The organism is Cellulomonas sp. P2_F12, from assembly GCF_056403775.1.
The window spans coordinates 402,476-424,143 of sequence record NZ_JBFUEV010000001.1; the positions used below are offsets into that span (position 1 = coordinate 402,476).

Annotated in this window: 18 protein-coding genes; 1 reads left to right on the forward strand and 17 read right to left on the reverse strand. The window is 70.5% G+C overall.

Going from position 1 to position 21,668, the window contains the following annotated elements; genetic code table 11:
- Positions 1–57: 57 nt before the first annotated feature.
- The 17 genes from AC1DWH_RS01820 to AC1DWH_RS01900 all read right to left on the reverse strand — a co-directional run bounded on the left by AC1DWH_RS01820 (position 58) and on the right by AC1DWH_RS01900 (position 19,325).
- On the reverse strand, positions 58–843 hold the full coding sequence (locus AC1DWH_RS01820) for a prepilin peptidase (RefSeq protein WP_477092226.1): 786 nt from the start codon (positions 841–843) through the stop codon (positions 58–60).
- A 19-nt stretch (positions 844–862) separates the two neighbouring features.
- Entirely contained in the window at positions 863–2,470 is a 1,608-nt protein-coding gene (locus AC1DWH_RS01825; protein WP_477092227.1) for an RICIN domain-containing protein, read from the reverse strand.
- Positions 2,467–3,126, reverse strand: coding sequence for a PulJ/GspJ family protein (locus AC1DWH_RS01830; protein ID WP_477092228.1), 660 nt, complete (start codon positions 3,124–3,126; stop codon positions 2,467–2,469). Before AC1DWH_RS01830 ends, AC1DWH_RS01825 begins: the two co-directional genes overlap by 4 nt.
- Entirely contained in the window at positions 3,126–4,937 is a 1,812-nt protein-coding gene (locus tag AC1DWH_RS01835) for an Ig-like domain-containing protein (protein ID WP_477092229.1), read from the reverse strand. Before AC1DWH_RS01835 ends, AC1DWH_RS01830 begins: the two co-directional genes overlap by 1 nt.
- Before the next feature lie 94 nt (positions 4,938–5,031).
- Positions 5,032–5,487 carry a prepilin-type N-terminal cleavage/methylation domain-containing protein gene (locus AC1DWH_RS01840; protein WP_477092230.1) on the reverse strand — a complete coding sequence of 152 codons (456 nt, stop codon included), beginning with the start codon at positions 5,485–5,487 and terminating at the stop codon, positions 5,032–5,034.
- A gap of 65 nt (positions 5,488–5,552) precedes the next feature.
- Complete coding sequence (locus AC1DWH_RS01845; RefSeq protein ID WP_477092231.1) at positions 5,553–5,996, reverse strand: prepilin-type N-terminal cleavage/methylation domain-containing protein; 444 nt, start codon at positions 5,994–5,996, stop codon at positions 5,553–5,555.
- Positions 5,997–6,195: 199 nt separating this feature from the next.
- Positions 6,196–7,428, reverse strand: a complete 1,233-nt coding sequence (locus AC1DWH_RS01850) for a type II secretion system F family protein (protein WP_456847580.1) — start codon at positions 7,426–7,428, stop codon at positions 6,196–6,198.
- On the reverse strand, positions 7,428–9,047 hold the full coding sequence (locus tag AC1DWH_RS01855; RefSeq protein ID WP_477092232.1) for a type IV pilus twitching motility protein PilT: 1,620 nt from the start codon (positions 9,045–9,047) through the stop codon (positions 7,428–7,430). Before AC1DWH_RS01855 ends, AC1DWH_RS01850 begins: the two co-directional genes overlap by 1 nt.
- 118 nt (positions 9,048–9,165) lie before the next feature.
- Positions 9,166–10,839: a GspE/PulE family protein gene (locus AC1DWH_RS01860; RefSeq protein WP_477092233.1), complete on the reverse strand. Its 1,674-nt coding sequence runs from the start codon at positions 10,837–10,839 to the stop codon at positions 9,166–9,168.
- An 88-nt stretch (positions 10,840–10,927) separates the two neighbouring features.
- Positions 10,928–11,749, reverse strand: a complete 822-nt coding sequence (locus AC1DWH_RS01865) for a shikimate dehydrogenase (protein ID WP_456846403.1) — start codon at positions 11,747–11,749, stop codon at positions 10,928–10,930.
- Positions 11,746–12,897, reverse strand: coding sequence for an endolytic transglycosylase MltG (gene mltG, locus AC1DWH_RS01870; RefSeq protein WP_456846404.1), 1,152 nt, complete (start codon positions 12,895–12,897; stop codon positions 11,746–11,748). Before mltG ends, AC1DWH_RS01865 begins: the two co-directional genes overlap by 4 nt.
- Positions 12,898–12,955: 58 nt before the next feature.
- Positions 12,956–13,525 carry a Holliday junction resolvase RuvX gene (gene ruvX, locus AC1DWH_RS01875; protein WP_456846405.1) on the reverse strand — a complete coding sequence of 190 codons (570 nt, stop codon included), beginning with the start codon at positions 13,523–13,525 and terminating at the stop codon, positions 12,956–12,958.
- Position 13,526: 1 nt separating this feature from the next.
- Positions 13,527–16,205: an alanine--tRNA ligase gene (gene alaS / locus AC1DWH_RS01880; RefSeq protein ID WP_477092724.1), complete on the reverse strand. Its 2,679-nt coding sequence runs from the start codon at positions 16,203–16,205 to the stop codon at positions 13,527–13,529.
- A gap of 70 nt (positions 16,206–16,275) precedes the next feature.
- Positions 16,276–16,641, reverse strand: a complete 366-nt coding sequence (locus tag AC1DWH_RS01885; protein ID WP_477092234.1) for a hypothetical protein — start codon at positions 16,639–16,641, stop codon at positions 16,276–16,278.
- Positions 16,641–17,009 carry a DUF948 domain-containing protein gene (locus tag AC1DWH_RS01890; protein ID WP_456846407.1) on the reverse strand — a complete coding sequence of 123 codons (369 nt, stop codon included), beginning with the start codon at positions 17,007–17,009 and terminating at the stop codon, positions 16,641–16,643. The genes AC1DWH_RS01885 and AC1DWH_RS01890 overlap by 1 nt, the downstream gene beginning before the upstream one ends.
- 110 nt (positions 17,010–17,119) lie before the next feature.
- Complete coding sequence (rpsD, locus tag AC1DWH_RS01895) at positions 17,120–17,746, reverse strand: 30S ribosomal protein S4 (protein ID WP_370505192.1); 627 nt, start codon at positions 17,744–17,746, stop codon at positions 17,120–17,122.
- A gap of 208 nt (positions 17,747–17,954) precedes the next feature.
- Complete coding sequence (locus tag AC1DWH_RS01900) at positions 17,955–19,325, reverse strand: replication-associated recombination protein A (RefSeq protein ID WP_477092235.1); 1,371 nt, start codon at positions 19,323–19,325, stop codon at positions 17,955–17,957.
- A gap of 92 nt (positions 19,326–19,417) precedes the next feature.
- On the opposite strand from AC1DWH_RS01900, the gene AC1DWH_RS01905 reads away from it, so the two are divergent.
- Positions 19,418–21,661 carry an MMPL family transporter gene (locus tag AC1DWH_RS01905; RefSeq protein WP_477092236.1) on the forward strand — a complete coding sequence of 748 codons (2,244 nt, stop codon included), beginning with the start codon at positions 19,418–19,420 and terminating at the stop codon, positions 21,659–21,661.
- Positions 21,662–21,668 lie beyond the last annotated feature (7 nt).

Genomic DNA, 21,668 nt, shown 5'->3' on the forward strand with positions numbered 1-21,668 from the left:
TGCTATCGGGTGGAACGCAGGGTGACTTGAGCACTTCGTGCAGCAGCACGCGATCTGTCAGAGCAGCTGGAGGTACCAGTCCGCGACGACGGGGCCGAGCACGAGCCCGACCGCCGCGCCGGCGAGCATCCACGGGCCGAACGGGATCCCCGAGCCGCGACCCGCGCGGCGGGTCACGAGCAGGGCGACGGCGTACAGGCCGCCCAGCAGGAACGCCGCGAACCACCCGACCACCAGCGCGTCCCAGCCGATCCACCCGAGGTACAGGCCCAGGACGCCCGCCAGCTTCACGTCGCCCAGGCCCATGCCGCGCGGGTACACCAGCACGAGGACGAAGTAGACGACGAGCAGGATGACGCCGCCGAGCACCGCCCGGACCAGGGCAGCCCAGTCGGCCTGCCCGGTCGGGTTCCACGACGCCAGGGCGAGCAGGACGAGCGCGACCGGGTAGGACGGCAGCACGATGGCGTCGGGTAGCCGGTGCACGTCGATGTCGATCAGCGCGAGGGCCACGGCGATCGCCGCGAGGTACCAGTAGGCGGGCAGCGCCCACGACGCCCCGAGCCACAGCGTCGTGAGCCCGAAGAGCACCCCGGTGCCCAGCTCGACCGCCGGGTAGCGGACCGAGATCGGCGCCGAGCAGTCGCGGCACCGACCCCGCAGCACCAGCCACGAGACGACCGGGACGTTGTCCCAGGGCCGGATCGCGTGGCCGCAGCGCGGGCAGGCGCTCGGCGGGGAGACGACGGACTCCCCACGGGGCACCCGCCACACCACGACGTTCAGGAACGAGCCGATCACGCACCCGATCACGACCGAGAGCCCGATCAGCGCACCCGTCACGTCATGTCCCCCTCGTGCATCAGCTGGTCTCCTCGAGGTAGTTGCCCACCTCGGCGTCGACATTCTCCGCCGGGGCGTTCCACTTCTGCGCGGTGCTGCCGTCGCACGCGGCCATCACCAGCGAGGTCCAGTTGCCGTTGTACTTGCCGCCCGCCGCGGAGACGCAGCGCCCGGAGTTGTCGCGGATGGTCCAGCTCGTCGTCTTGTCCCCGGTCGCCATGCTCCGGGTCCACTGCTGCTCGACGGTCGAGAGGTTGCACGAGCTGGTCAGCGTCGGGTAGTACCCCACCCCGACGCCCGTGTACCCGCTCGGCGTCGACTGTGCCGTCGGCGTCTGGAGGCAGTACTGCGTGCCGCCCGCGTCCTTGATGTAGATGAGCTGCTTGGGTGCGACGGCGCCCACGAGGGGCTCGTTGTAGAACCACTTGTGGTTCCACTTGAGGCCTGCGCCGGCGGGCGGGTCCTGCTTGCACGGGTACGAGATCATGAACGGCCGGCTCGTGGTCTCGTCGGTCACGTCGAAGCAGCGGCCGAACTCGAGGTAGTTGACGATCTGGTGCGTGTTCACGCTCGCCGCGCCGGGTCCGACCGCCGGGTCCGGCGAGAACGAGCCCCAGGGCTGGTTGGCCACGCAGGTGTCGTTCATCACGAGCAGGTCGCCGTCCTGGGGCGTCCCGGACGTCCGGATGGAGCCCAGGCAGTCGGAGCTGTCCGCGATGCCCGACGTCTGACCCTGCCACGTCGCCTTGCCGCTCTCGTCCCACGACCAGAGCTGCTGGTAGGTCGGCGAGGTGCAGGCCTTCAGCTTGACCGACGTCCCGACGGTCGTCAGGCAGAGCGGGGTCGTCGTCAGCGTCGAGCTGGCCAGCTTGATCGTGTAGTCAGTGTCGTAGATCCACAGCTCGTAGTCGGTGTTCGCCGCCGTGCCGCACGTCGAGCCCGTCTTGTACGCGACGTCGGAGCCGTCGACCAGGCCCGTCGCGCGCAGGCAGAACTGCGCGACGCTCGCGCTGTTGCTGTACGAGTAGATCCGGCCACCCTTGACGTTCGTCGTGGTGGTGGAGAACTGGTAGATCATCGAGATGGACCGGTCGGCCAGGCCGCTGCCCACCCGCGCGGAGGACACGGCCTGGCCGTGCGAGGAGATGTAGGCGTACGCGGGCAGGACGGTCCCGGTCCCGGTGCCGTTCGTGCAGCTGATCGCCTTGGCGGTGCGCCACGCCGCGGTCTGCCCGGCCGGGTCCTCGCCGAAGTACTGGATGACGACGTCGTAGGTCGTGCCGGTGGCGGCCGTGTCGACGGCGCCGGTCATCGTGCACGGCAGCTTCTTCGGGTCGCCGTAGATCTTGCCGGTGAAGTCCGCACCGCCGACGGCCGTCCGGATGCGCGCGAGGCTCGACTCGACCCCCGCCTCCGCGGCGAAGATCGTCCGCGTGCTCTTCTCGGAGAACTGCGTCGGCTTGATCTGGCTCACGACGAGGCCGAGCACCAGGATGCTCATGGCGCTCATGATCATGACGAGCAGGAGGGCTGCGAGGAGCGCGACCCCGCGGTCCTGCTCCTCCCCCCGCGTCCGCGCCTGCAACGCGCGCACGGCGCGCCGCAGCACGAGTCCCTGACGGGTCATGGCCGCACTCCTGTCTTCCAGCACACGGGGTTGTCCGAGACACCGTCAGCCGGCGGGCTGTCGACGTTGCTGATCGATTCGACCGAGCTGTTCCGTGCCACGAAGCTCGAGGACGCCGACACCTTCGCGCCCTCGGCACCGGTGACCAGCAGCGAGAGGGTGACCTCCTGCCGCGGGTGGACGGGTGTGGCGAGATCCATCGCGAAGGGGTACTTCGTCACGGACGGGTCCGCGACGATGCCCTTGGCCACGGAGACGAACGGCGGCAGCACGGCCGCGCCGTCGGCCCAGGAGCGCATCTCCATCAGCTTGGTCGTCGGGTCCCAGCGCCACTGCGTGCAGGTGGTGACCCCGCTCTTGGCGACCGTGGCGGGCGTCCGGAACTCGATGTACTGGCGCCCGAGCGTCCCCGCACCGGGCAGGTTGATCGCGTCGGCGTAGCGGACCTGCTTGTCGAACCGCTGGATCACCAGCCGCGCGCTGTCACCGGCATTCACCGTCACCGTGCTGCGGACCGCGTTGTTGGTCATCATCACGACGCCGCTCATGAAGATCGCGATCACCGTGACGAAGATGCCCATCGCCACGATCAGCTCGACCGTCGTGATGCCCGAGTCGCGCTCGTCGCCGCGCGCCTGGCGCAGTGCCGCGCGCATCAGTTGGTCACCGTCAGCGTCACGTTGACCGTGTTGGACGTCGTGTAGCTCGTATCGGTGGGCACGATCTTGTAGCTGAAGTTGCAGCTCTTCGCTGTCGTCGGCGACGTGTACTTGACCTTGCCGGACGTCGCCCACGTGGTCAGGTCGAGGGAGCCGCAGCCGGACGGCATGGCCGTCACGACCGTGAAGGTCGTCCCGACGTAGGCACCGTCGTTGAGCCCCAGGTCGAGGTCCGTCTTCACCGCGGTCCCCGTCGCCGGCGACTTCTTGGCCGACACCACGTCCGCGACGGCGACGGGCTGTGCGCGGACCGTCGCCACAGCCGTGCCCGAGCTGTTGCCGTCCGGGTCGAGGATCGCGTAGGTGAACGTGTAGACGGCCAGGGTCTTGGCCTGCGGCGAGAACGTGGCCGACGCGCCGACCGTGCCGGTCCCCGACGCGCCGTTGCCGTCCACCTTCAGCGAGGTGCTCGACGACGGCGACGCCGGCCCGAAGACCTTGACCTTGTAGGTGCTCGCGTTGCCCGACGCCGTCTGGAGGTTCAGCGCGAAGTCGGTCGAGTTCGCCGGGATGCTGATCGACAGAGGACCGACCACCGGGGGCGCGTAGTTGGTGACGTGCAGCGACACCGTGCCGGGGCGGCTCACCATCTGCTCCGAGTCCGTGTACGTGTAGGTGATCGTCGGGTCACCGGCGGTCGTCGGCGTCCACTTGATCGTCGTCCCGCTGATGGTCACGCCCGGCGGGGGCGTCCCCACGAATGCGATGGAGGTCGGGTTGGTGCCGTACCGGGTCTTGACCGCGACCGAGCCGGCGACGCCCACCACGGCGTTGCTCGAGTAGTTCACCGCGAGCGGGTTCACGTAGGCGTGCACGGTGCCCGTCGCGGTGCGGGCACCGATCGTCAAGGTGTAGTTGAACGTGACCTCGCCGTGCGCGTCGTCGTTCGGGTCGAACTTGATCGTGCCGTTCCCGGTGTTGATCGTCGCGGTCCCCATGGACGGCGTCGCGGTCGACGGCTTGAGCGGCTGCGTGATGGACGCGATCGGGTTCGCCGTCAGGGCGGGCAGCGTGTCGTTGTCGAGGACGTCGATGTCGACCGGGGCCGCGTCCGCGTCGATGGACAGCGAGTCGTCGGCGGCCAGGATCAGCGTGGTGTTGTTCCACTCGAGGTCCTGGTTCGGGTCGATCAGGGACGAGATGTTGTAGCTGCAGGTCCCACCGCAGTTCCCGGTGACGTCGGCCCAGGTGACCATCACGGCCGCGCGGATCATGCGCTGGTAGCCGGAGCTGGCCACCCAGGCGGCCGACCCGCCGGTCTTCGTGCAGGGCGCCGACGCGAGCGTGGTGCTCCGGTAGCACGAACCGAACAGGGTGGTCACGGTGTACTTGATGCGGGACTGCGTGACCTGCTGGGTCAGCGGGACCGCGTCGTCCGCGGTTCCGGTCAGCGGGGCGGGCGCGGTCGCCGCGTCCCAGTCGGGGTAGGCGTCGACGAGCCCGTTGACGCCGGCCGCGACCGCCGCCGTCCAGGCCGCGGTCACCTCGGCCTGCGTGCGCCCGACGACGACCCCGGAGGTCTTCGTGGTGGAGAACTTGGCGACGCGCGAGTACGCGTCCTCCATGGCCTTGTTCGCGACCGACGTCGCGTTCTGCTGCCGCTGCTGCGTGGTGACGCTGCGCGTGCCGTTGATGAAGAAAGCCAGGGATGCGCTGGCCACGATCGCGATGATCGCGAGGGCCACGAGCACCTCCATCAGCGTGAAGCCGGCGTCCGGCGCGTCGTCGCGCTGCAGTCGCTGGATCATGGCTGGCCTCCTCTTGTCGGCGTGTCGTGCACGGAGGCGGTGCGGAGATGGACGTGTCGCCATCTCCSCACCGCCCGCTACTACGTGGTGCTGATCAGCAACCAGCGGCCTTCGCGGCCGCGGCGCCCGGCTGCAGGCCACCGGTCGCGCTCAGGTAGCTGAAGCCGGCCGTCGCGGCACCGGTGCCCTTGGCGTTGTAGCCGTAGACGCAGTACGCGTCGGTGCCGATGATCTTGTAGCTGACGACGTTGCCGGCGCTCAGCGAGATCGTGCTGCCCGTCGTGACGACGATCGTGTTCGGCGAGGTGCCGGTCGACGCCGCGACGGTCGCGGGGTACGCCTGGTTGTCGGTGTAGTACGTCTCGACCTCCTGGGCGACCGTACGCAGGTCGGACTTGATCGACGCGTCGACCGCCTTCTTGCGCTGGTTGAGGAACACCGGGATGGCGATGGCCGAGAGAATGCCGATGATGATGATGACGACGAGGAGCTCGATAAGGGTGAAGCCCTTGTCCTTCTCCGCGATGGACTTCTGCATGCGAGCGATCATGTCCGTCTTCTTTCGTGAGGTCTGGGTGTTCAGGATCTAGCCGAGCCGTTCGCTACTGCAGGGGATCAGGGCTGGACCTTGGGGTTCAGTCCGCCGAGCGCGCTGTCGTACAGGAAGTACTTGCCGGCGGTCGCAGTGGACTTGTCATTGGTCCCCTGGAGCGTGTAGGACTGCCCGCTCGCGTCGAGCGCGTACACGATGACGTTGTTCGCGCTGACCGAGACCGTGTCGCCGAGGGTGATGGCGAACTTGGTGCCCGCGCCACCCGTCTGCGCCGCGTCCGCCGTCAGCGGGTACTTCTGGTTGTCCGTGTAGTACGTCTCGATCTCCTGGGCGACCGTGCGCAGGTCGGACTTGATCGACGCGTCGACCGCCTTCTTGCGCTGGTTCAGGAACACCGGGATGGCGATGGCCGAGAGAATGCCGATGATGATGATGACGACGAGGAGCTCGATCAGGGTGAAACCCTTGTCCTTCTCCGCCATGGACTTCTGCATGCGTGCGATCACAGTCAGCTCCTGAGTGTGCTCGAGGGGTCAATTGTCTGAATCAGTCCGGCGGAGCCGGTTCGGTCGTGCATCACGTGTATCGACCCTGTTCGGAGCGTTCTTGACGACGTTCGGGAACCTTTTTCGACCAGTCACCCGGACGGCGCAACGAAGGCACGGCAGCCGCGCTGCCGTGCCTTCGTAGAGGTATTTCCTGGTATCAGGAGATGAGGTTGAAGATGCCGAAGATGGGCATGTACATGGCGATGACCATGGCGCCGATGATCGCGCCGATGACCACGATCATGAGGGGCTCGATGAGGCTGGTGAGCTGCTCGGTGGTCGCCTCGACCTCGGCGTCGTAGAAGTCGGCGATCTTGCCCAGCATGGTGTCCAGGGCACCGGTGTCCTCACCGACGGCCATCATCTGCACGACCATCGGCGGGAAGACGTCGTGCTGGGACAGCGGCCCGGACAGCGACTCGCCGCGACGCACGGACTCCTGCACCGCCTTGGCGGCCTTCTCGATCACCAGGTTGCCGCTGGTCTCGCCGACGATGTCGAGCGCCTGCAGGATGGGCACGCCGGCGTGGATCATCGTGCCGAAGTTCCGGGTGAACCGGGACACCGCGATCTTGCGGAACAGGTTGCCGAAGACCGGCAGCTTGAGCTTGAGCGGGTCCAGCCGCATGCGGACCGACTTGTCGTTCTTGTGCTTGCGCCACCAGAACGAGAACCCGATGAGCACCACGACCGTCGGGATGATGGTCACCTTGAGGATGGCCGAGAGGGTCATGAGGATCCGGGTGGGCAGCGGCAGGGTGCCGCCCAGGCTCGCGAACATGCCGGCGAACACCGGGACGATGAAGAGCAGCATGCCCGCGACGGCCAGGATGGCGACGATGAAGACGACCACCGGGTAGGTCATGGCCGACTTGATGGTGCTGCGCAGCTTGACCTCCGACTCGAAGTTGTCCGCGACGCTCACCAGCACCTGGTCGAGGAAGCCACCGACCTCGCCGGCCTTGACCATGTTGATCATCAGCGGCGGGAACGTCTCGGGGTGCTTCTGCAGCGCGACCGAGAACGCCGTGCCGACCTCGACGTCGTTGCGCACCTGGGCGACGACCTTGGCCAACGGCTTCGACTCGGTCTGGTCGGCCAGGATGCTCAGCGCCCGTAGGAGGGACAGGCCCGAGTCGATCATGGTCGCCAGCTGGCGGGCCATGATCGCGAGGTCCTTGAGCGAGACCTTGTTGTTGCCGAACCCGGGGATGTTGATCTCGGCGTTGAGGCCGCCGGTGCCCACCTCGGAGATCGAGACGGCCGCGAGGCCCATCTCGCGGAGGCGGTTGGCCACCGCGGCCTGGTTGTTGGCCTCGACGCGGCCCTTGACCAGCTTGCCGGACTTGTCGCGGACCGCGTACTCGAAGGTCTTCTGCGCGGTAGCCATCAGAAGGCCTGGTTCCCGTAGGAGGTGCCGCCCATGGAGACCGCGTCACCCATGCCCGCGGCACCCTGCGACCCGCCGGAGAACCGGCCGGTGAGGCGGTTGAAGTCCTCGACGTGGTGGCACTTCTCGAGGCCCATCTCGTACGAGATCTTGCCGACCTTCACCAGGTCGGCGAGGTGCTGGTCCATCGTGTGCATCCCCTGCTTCGCGCCGGCCTGCATGGCGGAGTAGATCTGGTGCGTCTTGCCCTCACGGATGAGGTTGCGGATGGCGGGGGTGGCGACGAGCACCTCGGTGGCGACGGCACGGCCGGGGGCGTCCGAGCGCTTGGCCAGCGTCTGGCAGACCACGCCCTGGATCGCGCCGGCCAGCTGCGTGCGCACCTGCGCCTGCTGGTGGGCCGGGAAGACGTCGATCACGCGGTCGATGGTCTGGGCCGCGTCCTGCGTGTGCAGGGTCGCGAAGACCAGGTGACCGGTCTCGGCGGCCGTGAGGGCCACGGAGATCGTCTCAAGGTCACGCATCTCACCGACGAGGATGATGTCCGGGTCCTGGCGCAGCACGTGCTTGAGCGCGTTGGCGAACGAGTGGGTGTCCTGGCCGACCTCGCGCTGGTTCACCACGCACTTCTTGTGCCGGTGCAGGAACTCGATCGGGTCCTCGACGGTCATGATGTGGTCCTGGCGCGTCCGGTTGGCCAGGTCGACGATCGACGCCAGCGTCGTGGACTTGCCGGAGCCGGTCGGGCCGGTGACCAGCACGAGACCGCGGGGCAGGCCCGCGAAGGTACCGACGATCGCCGGCACGCCGAGCTCCTCGAGCGGCTTGATCTCGTACGGGATCACGCGGAAGGCCGCGCCGATCGACTCGCGCTGCTGGTAGATGTTCACGCGGAACCGGGCCAGGCCGCGGACCGCGTAGGAGAGGTCGAGCTCGAGGTTCGTCTCGAACTTCTCGCGCTGCTTCTGCGTGAGGAACGCGTACAGCGACCGGCGCAGCCCGTCCGGGGTGACCTGGCCGAAGCCCTCGAGCGCGGACAGCGAGCCGTTGATGCGGACCATCGGGGTGGTCCCGGTGGTCAGGTGCACGTCGGACGCGCCGACGCGGACCATCTCGGTGAGGATCGCGTCGATCGGGAGGTCGCCCTCCTGCTTGTCCTCCCCCATGCCCCGTCGCGGGCCCCGCTCGCGGCCGGGGGCCGGCGCTGCGGCGCGCTGCGTGGGCGCACCCTCCGGCGGGGTCGCCGGCGCGGCGACCGGGGCCGCGGGGGCCGGCGGCTGCACGGGCATGAAGACCTTGGTGGCGGGAGCCGCCGACGGACCGGCGGGCTGGAACGTCGCCGGAGCCTGCGGGGCGCCGTAGGCGGGCGCGGCCGACTGCGGCGGGAGGTAGGCGGGCGGGCCGGTGGGCGCCGCCTGGTAGGCCGGAGGGCCCGAGGGCGCGGCCTGGTACGAGGGAGCGGGCGCCGCGGGGGCACCGGGCGCGCTCTGCGACGGGATGGGCGAGAACATCGCTGTCGCGCCTGGCTGGACGGGGGCACCGACCTGCGGACCGGCGGGCCGGTACGGCGGCAACGGCCGCGAGGGCTCCCCCATGGGTGCCGGATAGTTCTCGCTCACGTCATTCCCTCCACGTGGTCGCGGTGTGCGACCGGCACGGACGTGCCGCTGGACCGTTCATCGGCGGCGCCGATGCCCGACTTGAGACTTCGGTGCACGTTGGGGTGCACCGACGGGGTCACGCCACGACGCGGAGGATCTCCTCGATCGAGGTCTGACCGAGCACGACCTTCTGCCAGCCGTCGTCGCGGAGCGGGATCATGCCCTGCTTCACGGCGGTGGCGGAGATGTCGGCCGACGACGAGTGCGCGACGGCGTGGCGCTCGATGTCCTCGGTGACCTGCATGACCTCGTGCAGCGCGAGCCGCCCGCGGTAGCCGGTCTTCGAGCACGTCACGCAGCCGGCCGGCCGGTAGAGCTCGGGGATCGGCTCGCCCGGCATCCACGGGAAGCGGGCGCTCATCATCTCCTCGGGCGACGGCTGGTACAGCTCCTTGCACTTGCTGCACAGGCGCCGCGCGAGCCGCTGGGCCACCACGCAGTCCAGCGCGGAGCCCACGAGGAAGGGCTCGATCCCCATCTCCGTGAGACGCGTGACCGCCGACGGCGCGTCGTTGGTGTGCAGCGTGGAGAGCACGAGGTGACCGGTGAGGGCCGCCTCGATGGCGATCTGCGCCGTCTCGTGGTCGCGGATCTCACCGAGGAGCACGACGTCGGGGTCGGAGCGCAGGATCGAGCGCAGCGCGCCGGCGAACGTCAGGCCGGCCTTCGGGTTGACCTGGACCTGGTTGATGCCCGCCAGCCGGTACTCGACCGGGTCCTCGACGGTGATCACGTTGATCTCGGGCTTGGAGACCGCGTTCAGCGTCGCGTACAGCGTCGTCGACTTGCCCGAACCGGTCGGGCCGGTGACCAGGATCATCCCGTAGGGCTTGGTGTACGCCTCGCGGTAGACCTCGTAGTTGGAGTCGAGGAACGACAGGTCGCGCAGGTCGAGGCTCGCCGTGGAGTTGTCGAGGATTCGCATGACGATCTTCTCGCCCCACACGGTGGGCAGCGTCGCCACGCGGAGGTCGATCTTGCGACCGTTGTGCACCACGGACATGCGGCCGTCCTGCGGCTTGCGGCGCTCCGCGATGTCGATGTCGCTCATGATCTTCACGCGGCTGATCACGCCGCTCTGGATCTGCTTGGGCGCCCGCTGGGTCTCGTGCAGCACGCCGTCGATGCGGTACCGGACGCGCAGGTCCTTCTCGGACGGCTCGATGTGGATGTCCGAGGCGCGGTCGGTGATCGCCTGCGTGACCAGCAGGTTGACGAATCGCACGATCGGGGCGTCGTCGTCGGCGATGTCCCCCATCTTCGACAGGTCGGCCTCGGGCTCGGCGGTGAACTCCTCGAACGCCTGCGAGAGGTCTTCCATCTCGTCGTCCGCGCGGCAGAACCGGTCGATCGCCCGCAGCAGGTTGTCGTGCGTGGCGATGACGGGGATCACCGGCATGCCGGAGACGTTGCGCACGTCGTCGACGGCCATGACGTTGCCGGGGTCGGACGTCGCGAGCACGATCGAGCCGCCCTCGAGGGCGACCGGGAGCACCGAGTACCGGCGGCACAGCGCGCTCGGCACCAGGCTCACCGCGGTGCGGTCGACCGGGTAGTCGTCGAGGTCCACGAAGTTCATGCCGACCTGGGCGGCGAGGGCCTTGACCAGCTGGCCCTCGGAGAGCACGCCCAGCTCGACGAGCGTGCGGCCCAGCGACGAACCTCGGGCCTGGGTCTCGTCCAGCGCCGCGAGCAGCTGCGCCTCCGAGACGAGGCCTTCGTCGAGCAGAATCTCTCCGAGCTGCTTCACGCGCGTCCCTCCGCCTCTGCCGGCGGCCGGTGACCGCGCGGATGTCTCCTCGGGTCAATCGGCAGGTGCAGCGACCTGCGTGAGCGGATCAGTGGGTCAGTTTGCCCTCGAGCGCCGCCGACATGGCGGCCAGGGGGGCCGACCTCCCGGTCATCAGGCGCACCTGCTCGGCCGCCTGGTGCAGCAGCATCTGCTCCCCACCGACGACCGCCCCCCCGGCGGCGGCCCAGGCGACGGACAGCGCGGTGGGCCGCGGGTCGTAGGCGACGTCGAGCAGCACGCCGCCGACCGCGCTCAGGCCGGCGGCGAGATCGTCGGCGGCGTGCGGCGGCAGGGTCGACACGACCACGTCCGCCCGACCGATCTCGGACGGCGCGGTGTCGAGGTTCCGGTACACCGGTGTGACGCCCATCCGGTGGGCCGCGCGCATGAGACCGCCCGCCCGGGCGACGGACCGCACGTACACCACGGGCGACGTGCAGCCCAGCTGCGCGAGGGCGGCGAGCGTGGACGACGCGGTCGCGCCGGCCCCGAGGACGGCCGCGGTCCGGACCGGGCCGTCGAGCGCGAGCGCCGCGACGATGCCGTGCACGTCGGTGTTCGCGCCGATGAGCGTGCGGCCCTGGACCAGCACCGTGTTCACCGCGCCGACCACCTCGGCCAGCGGCTCGACGTGGTCGAGGAGCGGGATCACCGTCTGCTTGAGCGGCATGGTGAGGCTGAGCCCCGCCCAGGTGCCGTCGAGACCGGCGACGAACGCCGGCAGCGCCTCCTCGGTCACGTCGATCGCGTCGTAGCGCCAGTCGTCGAGCCCGAGCGCGGCGTAGGCGGCACGGTGCAACGTCGGTGACAGCGAGTGCGCCACCGGGTGTCCGAGCACCGCCGCCCGTCGGGGGGCGGAGGACGTCACTTCCCGTTCGCCGCCTGCCACTCGCGGAGCTGCTCCACGTTCGCCTGGTGGTCGGCCAGGTTGTTGGCGAAGAGCGTCTCGCCCGTGTCGAGGTTGACGGTCACCCAGAACAGCCAGTCGCCCTCGGCCGGCGAGAGGACGGCGTCGATCGATGCGGTGCCCGGCGACGCGATCGGGGTCGGCGGCAGGCCCAGGTTCTTGTACGTGTTGTACGGGTTGCTGGGGTCCTGCGTGTCCGCGGTGGTGACGGCCGTGCCGGGCTTGCCCAGGCCGTAGGCCACCGACGAGTCGATGTCGAGCGGCATCTCCTTGGCCAGCCGGTTCTCGATCGCGCGGGCGACCTTCGGCCGGTCCTCGGCCAGGCGCGCCTCGCGCTCGACCAGGGACGCCTTGGTGAGCACGGTCTCCCACTGGTCCTGCGGGACACCCTTCTGGGTGAGGACGGCGACGGTCTGCGCGGTCATCTGCGAGAGCACGCTCGCCGCGGTCGCACCGGGCTCGACGTCGTACGTGGCCGGGAACAGCCAGCCCTCCGAGTTCCCGTTCGCCTCGGCCGGCAGGCCGATCGCGGTCGGGTCCGCCAGCGCGGCGGTGATGTCCTCGACGGGGATCAGGGTCTTCTCGTTGATCTTGGCGACGATCTGGTCCCGCGTGAGCCCCTCGGGGATGGTCACCTTCATCGAGACGCGGCTCGACGGGTTCAGCAGCGCGATGACCGCGTCCGACGCCTTCATCTCGAGCAGCATGCGGTACGTGCCCGGCTGGATCGAGCTGGCCTGCGGGTTGGCGGCGAAGGCCTCGTTGAACGCCGTCGCGCTGGCGACGACACCGGCATCCACCAGGGTCGACGCCATCAGGGCGCCGGTGTCCCCAGGCTTGATGACCACCTCGACGCTGCCGTGCCCGACACCCGAGTAGTCCTCGACGTTGCCGCCGGCGTTCGAGCCGCCGACGTGGAACATCCCGCCCATGAGCTCGACGACGACGTAGGCGGCGCCGGCGACCATGAGGACCGCGACGACGAGCACCCAGATCGAGCGGCGACGGCGGCGCTTGCGCTCACGCTGCTCCTTGGCCCGGCCTCGGGCGCGCGAGGGCCGGTGCTCGACGGGCGCGACGCGGGTGTCGCCACCGAACAGGTCGCTCACCTCGTCACTCCGATCTACAGGGGCCCAGCGGTCGGTCTGGCTGTTGGTCACGTGCGCGTCACTCCACTGTCGTCCGTGCGTCGCCCGCAGCCCCCCCGCGCGCCACCGGACCGTGCTTCGCTGGGTCGACGACGACCCGCTCACCGGGACGACGCCCCGACGCACGCTCCGCGTCAAGCGCGGACTGCAAGATCACCACCGCGGCCGCCTGGTCGACGACCTGACGGTGGCTGCGTCCGGATCGGCCGGACGCATGCAGCGCGTGATGGGCGGACACCGTGCTCATCCGCTCGTCGACGAGCCTCACCGTGACGGGTGCGACTGCCTGCGCCAGTTGGACAGCGTACGCGCGCGCGGCCTCTGATGCTGAGCCTTCGGTCCCCGACAGGTGCATGGGAAGTCCGACGTACACAACACCCACACCTCGCTCCTGCACCTCGCGCACCACCTCGGCGATGTCGGCCGGCAGCCGGCCCTTGCCGCCGGTGGCTCGCGCCAGCGTGGCGACAGGGGTCGCGATCAGGCCGTCAGGGTCGCTCGTCGCGAGCCCCACGCGCACGGAGCCGACGTCGACCCCGAGGCGCCGCCCGCGGGCGACGACCTCACCGGGGTCGGTGTGTCCCTGCACGTCAGCCGTTCGCCGCAGCCGCGACCGCAGCCAGCGCCTCGGCCAGGCGAGCGGGGTCGGTGCCGCCGCCCTGCGCCAGGTCGTCCTTGCCGCCACCGCCGCCGCCGAGGATCCCGGAGGCCGTGCGGACCAGCGCGCCCGCACGCACGCCGCGCTCGCGGGCGCTCGCGTTCGTGGCCACGACGACGACCGGCCGACCCTTGCTGATCCCGCCGATGGCCACGACCGCGGGCGTGCTCTCGCCCAGGCGCGACCGGACGTCCAGCACGAGGGTGCGCAGCTCGTCGCCGCCCACCTCGCCCGCGTCGTGGGTGACCACGCGGGTCTCCCCCACCGTCGCCGCGCCCGAGGCCAGCGAGCCCGCCTGCGCGAGGAGCGACGCCTGCCGCAGCGTCGCGAGCTCCTTCTCGGAGTCCTTCAGCTTGGTGAGCAGCGAGGACACCCGCTCGGCGAGCTCGTCGGGACGAGCCCCCAGCAGGCCGGAGAGCTGGCCAACGACCGCGCGCTCCTTCGCCTGGTAGCCGTAGGCCCCGGCACCGACGAGGGCGTCGACGCGCCGCACGCCGGAGCCGATCGCCGACTCGGACAGCAGGGTGACGAGCCCGAGCTCGCCGGACCGCTTCACGTGCGTGCCCGCGCACAGCTCCAGGGACCAGCCGTCGCCGATGTCGACGACGCGGACCTCGTTGCCGTACTTCTCGCCGAACAGGGCCATCGCCCCCCGGCCGCGGGCCTCGTCGATCTGCATGACGGAGTCGGTGACCTCGAGGTCGTCCTGGAGCCGCTCGTTCACGCGCGCCTCGATCTCCGCGACGACCTGCGACGGGGTCGCCGACGGGGAGCGGAAGTCGAACCGGAGCCGGCTCGGCGCGTTGAGCGATCCCGCCTGCGTGGCGCTCTCGCCGACGGACTCGTGCAGCGCCTTGTGCACCAGGTGCGTGGCGGTGTGCGCACGGGCGATCGCGCGCCGCCGGTCGACGTCGATCGACGCCGTGCCGGACTCGCCGAACGTCACCGTGCCGTCGACCAGCCGGCCGTGGTGCACGGACAGCCCCTTGACGGGCGCCTGCACGTCGTCGACCTCGATGCGCGCGCCGCCGTCCAGCAGGATCGTCCCGGTGTCGGCCAGCTGGCCGCCCGCCTCGGCGTAGAACGGCGTCACGTCCAGCACGACCTCGACGTCCGCGGGCGCGGTCGCCGCAGGCGCGGGCACCCCGTCGACCAGCAGGCCGACCACCCGCGACCGCGCAGTCGCGTCCGTGTAGCCGATGAACTGCACCGGCTTGGCGTTCTCGGTGCTCAGCGTGCTGTGCAGGTCCTGGTAGGCCGCGTTGTCCGCGCGGCCCGCGCGCTTGGCCAGCGCGTCCGCCCGCGCCCGGTCCCGCTGCTCCTTCATGAGCGTGCGGAACGCGGTCTCGTCGACGGCCACACCCTGCTCGGCCGCCATCTCGAGGGTCAGGTCGATCGGGAAGCCGTACGTGTCGTGCAGCTGGAACGCGTGCGAACCCGAGAGCACCGAGAGCGCCTTCTGCTTGACGTTCTGCACCGCCGTGTCGAGGATCGTCGTCCCCGCTGCCAGCGTGCGACGGAACGACTCCTCCTCGGCGTACGCGACCTGGCTGATCCGCTCGAAGTTCTGCGCGAGCTCGGGGTAGGACGGGCTCATCGCGTCACGGCTCATCGGCAGCAGCGTGGGCAGCGCGACGTCGTCGACGCCCAGCAGGCGCATCGAGCGGATGGAGCGGCGCAGCAGACGGCGCAGGACGTAGCCGCGGCCCTCGTTCGAGGGGGTGACGCCGTCGCCCATGAGCATCAGCGCGCTGCGGACGTGGTCGGCGACGACCCGCATGCGCACGTCGTCGTCGTGCACCGCGCCGTACCGCTTGCCGGACAGCTCCTGCGCACCCTGGATGACGGGGAAGACCTCGTCGATCTCGTACAGGTTGTCGACGCCCTGGAGCAGGTACGCGACCCGCTCGAGCCCCATGCCCGTGTCGATGTTCTTCTGCTTGAGCTCGCCGAGGATCGGGAAGTCCTCCTTGCCGCCCCCGTTGCCGCGCTCGTACTGCATGAACACGAGGTTCCAGATCTCGAGGTAGCGGTCCTCGTCGACGACCGGGCCACCCTCCGCGCCGAACTCCGGACCGCGGTCGACGTAGATCTCGGAGCACGGACCCGCGGGGCCGCGCGCACCGGTCGACCAGTAGTTGTCCTTCCAGCCGCGGCGCTGGATCCGCTCGTCGGGCAGGCCCGCGATCTGCTTCCAGAGCGCCGCCGCCTCGTCGTCGTCGTAGAAGACCGTGACCCAGATGCTGTCGGGGTCGAAGCCGAAGCCGCCGTTCTCGCGCGAGCCCGTGACAAGCTCCCAGGCGAAGGTGATCGCGCCTTCCTTGAAGTAGTCGCCGAACGAGAAGTTGCCGTTCATCTGGAAGAACGTGCCGTGGCGCGTGGTCTTGCCGACCTCCTCGATGTCGAGGGTGCGCACGCACTTCTGCACGCTGGTCGCCCGCTTCCACGGCGGCGTCTGCTCGCCGAGCATGTACGGGATGAACGGGACCATGCCGGCGATGACGAACAGCGTCGACGGGTCCGGGGAGATCAACGAGGCCGAGGGCACGACGACGTGGCCGTTGCCCTCGAAGTAGTCGAGCCAGCGCTGGCGGATCTCGGCGGTACGCATCGTGTCCTCGTCGTCCATCTGTCGTGTCTGTGGTGCAGCGTCAGGTGACGCCCTGGGTGTTCCCGGTAGCTCAGAAGAAGGTGTAGCCGTCGTCGTCGTCGGGGTCCTCGGTGGGTCCGGCGGCCCAGTCCTCGTCGCGGTGACGGGCCGCGGACCAGGACCGGCGCAGGTTCTCGACCCGTTCGGGTCGCTCGGCCTTCAGGGCCTCCACGTCGACGTCGCCGACGAGGTCGTGCCGCAGCTGCTGCTCGCGCTCGGCCATGCCGGCGAGGAACTCGCTCTTGAGCGTGGCCACGGCGTGCGAGACGCGCTGGACACCGTCGAGCGCGTCCGTCGTCCCGGCGGGGAGGTACGTCTCGACGATCGTGCGGCCCTTGCGGATCACGATCACCGTGACGACGACGCCCAGGGCGAGCCAGGTCAGTCGGCGCGCCATCATCGGCTCCGGCGCGCGCTCGCCGCGAGGCCCGACAGGGCGCGGCGCACACCGTAGGAGAAGGCGGCGACCTTGATCATCGGCGAACCGACGGTCGCGGCGAACAGCGACGTGAGCGCCGACACGTTCTCCGACACCTGCGCGGCGGCGGTGGTGACGGTGTCGATGTTCTCGAGCTGCGTGTTGGACGAGGCGACCAGCGTGGCGGTCTCGTCGAGCACCGGCACGGTGTGGTCGGTGATCTCCTTGACGGAGGTCCGGGTCTCGTCCAGCACCCGCCCGAGCTTGATGAGGGGCACCGCCAGGAAGCCCACCAGCAGCACGAACGCGATCGCGGCGATCAGCCCCGCGACGTCACCCACCGACATGTCTTGCCTCCTGGTCCCGGGGCCTTCGACCCCGCGGAAACCCTACCGGTCCCGGACGCACGGACGCCCCGCAGCGCAGGTGCGCGGCGGGGCGTCAGTGAGAGATCGGATCAGCGGGCGTAGTACTCGACGACCAGCTGGACCTCGCACGTCACGGGGATCTCCGCGCGCTTGGGGTGGCGGACCAGGACGGCGCTCAGCTTCTCGAGCTGCACGTCGAGGTAGCCCGGGACGGCCGGGAGGACGTCGCGGTGGGCGCCGGCGGCGGCGACCTGGAACGGGACGGTCGCCTGGCTCTTCGGCTTGACCTGGAGCGTCTGGCCCGGCTTCACGCGGAAGGAGGGACGGTCCACGATCTTGCCGTCGACGAGCACGTGACGGTGCACGACGACCTGGCGGGCCTGGAGGATCGTGCGGGCGAAGCCCGAGCGCAGGACGAGCGCGTCCAGGCGGGTCTCGAGGTTCTCGACGAGCGCCTCACCGGTCAGGCCCGGGGCCTTGCGGGCGTCCTCGTACGCACGAGCCATCTGCTTCTCGCGCAGCGCGTACTGGGCGCGCAGACGCTGCTTCTCACGCAGACGGACGGCGTAGTCCGACTCGGTGCGACGACGCGCACGGCCGTGCTCGCCGGGGGGGTACGGCCGCTTCTCGAAGTGCTTGACGGCCTTGGGCGTCAGCGCGAGGCCGAGGGCGCGGGAAAGGCGCACCTGGCGACGCGAGCGGGTCACGCTGCTCACAGAGTTACTTCCTGTCGTTGTAGACGTCACACCCGGAGACGGAGATGTTCCGCCGGGCGTGGGGCCGACCGTGGATGCGTCGCGTCTGTTCTCGACGCTGGCTAAGGCCCCAGGTGGTCGTCCGGCCGGGGGCGTGCTGCACGTTCAGAGCACACCCGTCCCGCGGACGACCTCGACACTCTACCCTGCGACGACCCCGATCCCCGAATCAGGCCTGGTCGTCGAGGATCGCGCGGATGCGGTCGAGGCGTTCGGTGACCTGCCGCTCGTAGCCGCGGTCGCTGGGCTCGTAGTAGCGCGTGCCGAGCAGCTCGTCCGGCAGGTACTGCTGGGCGGCGACGGCGTGCGGCTGGTCGTGCGCGTACAGGTACGAGGTCCCGTGGCCGAGCTGCTTGGCGCCCGGGTAGTGGGCGTCGCGCAGGTGCTGCGGGACCGAGCCGATGCGGCCGGCCCGGACGTCGGCCAGGGCGCGGTCGATCCCGAGGTACGCGGCGTTGGACTTCGGCGCCGTCGCCAGGTGGACCACGGCCTCGGCCAGGATGATCCGCGCCTCCGGCATGCCGATGAGCGCGACGGCCTGCGCCGCCGCGACCGCCGTCTGCAGCGCGCTGGGGTCGGCCATGCCCACGTCCTCGGCCGCCGCGATCACGATGCGGCGGGCGATGAAGCGCGGGTCCTCCCCCGCGGCGATCATCCGCGCGAGGTAGTGCAGGGACGCGTCGACATCGGACCCGCGCATCGACTTGATGAACGCGCTGATGACGTCGTAGTGCTGGTCGCCGTCGCGGTCGTAGCGGACCGCGGCGACGTCGATCGCCCGCTCCATGGTCGCCAGGTCGACGCGCACGGGCGGGACCGCGTCGTCCTCGGACAGCGCCGAGCCCGCGGCCGCTTCCAGGATGGTCAGGGCCTTGCGCGCGTCGCCGCCGGCGAGCCGCAGCAGGTGGTCCTCGGCGTCGTCGGCCAGCGTGATCGAGCCGTCGAGGCCGCGCTCGTCCTCGACCGCCCGCCGGACGAGCCGCCGCACGTCCTCGGTGTCGAGCGGCTGGAGCGTGAGCAGCAGCGACCGGGACAGCAGCGGGGAGTTGACCGAGAACGACGGGTTCTCGGTGGTCGCCGCCACCAGGGTCACCCACCGGTTCTCCACGCTGGGCAGGAGCGCGTCCTGCTGCGCCTTGGTGAACCGGTGCACCTCGTCGATGAACAGGACCGTCTCGGTCCCGTCGGTGGCGAGCCGGCGCCGGGCGTCCTCGATGACGGCCCGGACGTCCTTGACGCCGGCGGTGACTGCCGAGAGCTCGACGAACCGACGGCCCGAGGTCGCGGCGATGAGGTACGCGAGGGTGGTCTTGCCCGTGCCCGGAGGGCCCCAGAGGACGACGGACGTCGGCGCCGCGCGCCGGGCCGCCTCGTTGGCGGGCTCCACCAGGCGGCGCAGCGGGGAGCCCGCCACCAGCAGGTGCTCCTGGCCCGCGACCTCCGCCAGCTCCCGCGGGCGCATCCGTACGGCGAGCGGAGCGCCGGCACCGACGGCGGGCAGCCCCGTGGCCGTCTGCGTCACCGCATCGAACAGGTCCATGCGGGCAGGGTACGCACGCGGACCGACGTCCGAGAGCCGCGGGCGCGCCGAACGGGTGCCCCGTGTGCGCACCGGTCGTTCCACCTGCGACGATGGCCCGCGTGTTCGCCCGTGTCGGTCGCGCCGTCGCCCATCACCCACGCCTCACCGTCGTCGCGTGGCTGGTCCTCGCCGTGCTCGGATACGGCCTGGCCGTCGTCGGGGTGCACGGCGAGAACCTCTTCGACCGCCTGAGCACGGGTGCGCCCTCGGTCCCCGGCTCGGAGTCCGCCGAGGGACGCCAGATCCTCGAGGACGCCGACCAGAGCGGACCGTCGCTCACGCTCGTCCTGCAGGGTGTCGACCCGACGGACCCGGACGTCGCCACGGCGATGGTGCCGGTACGAGCCGAGCTGACCGCGATCGACGGGGTGGCGTCGGTCATCGACCCGCTCGGGCTGCCGGACGGCGCGGCCAACCCCGCAGCCGCTCCCCTGGTGGCCACCGACGGGGACGGCTTCCTCGTCGTCGTCGAGATCGAGCCGGACCTGTCGGCCGACGACGAGCAGGCCGCGCTCGACGAGGTCGAGGCGCGCCTGCGCGACGTCCCCGACGACCTCGAGGTGGCGGCGCCCGGCGTCACCGGGATCGTCGGCGGCAACACGCTCATCGTGCAGGCCATCACGGACCAGGTGGAGACCGACCTGCGCACGGGCGAGACGATCGCCCTGCCCGTCGCGCTGCTCATCATGGTGCTGGTGTTCGGCGGGTTCCTCGCCGCCGCGATGCCGATGGCCGGGGCCATCGCGTCGATCGCCGGGGGTCTCGCCGCGCTGCTGGCCTTCTCGTACGTGCTCGATCTCGACTCGTCCGTGGTCAACATCGTCACGGTGCTCGGGCTCGGTCTGTCGATCGACTGGGGCCTGCTCATGGTGTCCCGGTTCCGCGAGGAGCTGCACCGCCTGGTCGACGACGACGGCGGTCAGGGCAGCCGGCGGCGGCGTGGCGACGGCGCCGTGCTCACCGCGATCGAGCGCACCATGGCGACCGCCGGGCGGACCGTGACGTTCTCCGCCCTCATCGTCGCGATCTCGATCGCGGGCCTCCTCGTCTTCCAGCCACCGATCCTGCGAGCGTTCGGCGCGGCCGGCGTCGCCGTGATCCTCGTCGCGATGGCGACCGCGCTGACCCTCGTGCCGGCCCTGCTGGTGCTCGCCGGGCGGCGCCTCATCCGGCCGAGCATCCTCGCGCGCGTCCCCGGCCTCCGCGGGATCCTGCGCCGGACTGCCGACGTGCAGACGGAGGAAGGCGTCTTCTCGCGGCTGACCGGCCGCGTGCAGCGCCACCCCTGGCTCGTCCTCACCGGGTGCCTGGTGGTGCTCGGCGTGCTGGCCCTCCCCCTGCGGCACCTCGAGCTGCGCAACTCGACCACCGAGCTCCTGCCCGCGGGCAGCACCCAGCGCGAGTTCGTCGACACGCTGGCCAGCGACTACCCCGCGGCCTCCACGCCCGCGATCACGGTGGTCACCCAGACCTCCCTGGAGGACGCGACCGCGTGGGCGACGACGCTCGAGGACATCGAGGGCGTCGTCTCCGTGGACCCGCCCTCGCCGGTCGGGTCGTACGTGGTGATCGGGGTCCGGCCGGACACCGACGACCCCGGTGACGCGGTCGCCCGGGGCGTCGTCGAGGACATCCGCGCACTCGATGCCCCCTTCCCGACGTGGGTGACGGGCCAGGCCGCCGCGCAGATCGACTTCACCGCGGCCGTCGTCGCGCGGGCGCCGTGGGCGATCGGCATCGTGGCCCTCGCGACCCTCGTGCTGCTGTTCCTCATGACCGGCTCGGTCGTCGTGCCGGTCAAGGCGCTGCTCACCAACGCCTTGTCCCTGGCCGCGTCGCTCGGCGTGCTCGTCTGGGTCTTCCAGGACGGACACCTCTCCGGCCTGCTCAACTTCACGTCCACGGGCGGCATCGAGACCTACGTGATCGCCCTGGTCATCGCCTTCGCGTTCGGGCTGGCCATGGACTACGAGGTGTTCCTGCTGTCCCGGATCAAGGAGTGCGTCGATGCCGGCATGCCCAACGACGCGGCCGTCCGGCTCGGGCTGCAGCGCTCGGGCCGCATCATCACGTCCGCGGCGCTCATCGTCATCGTCGTGTTCGCGGGCTTCGTCGCCGGTGACCTGCTGGTCATCAAGGAGGTCGGGTTCTCGCTGGCCGTCGCCGTGCTCATCGACGCGACCCTCGTCCGCATGCTCCTGGTGCCCGCCACGATGACGCTGCTGGGCAAGGCCAACTGGTGGGCGCCACCGTTCCTGCGCCGGCTCTACGCCAGGCTCTCGATCACCCACTGAGGAGCAC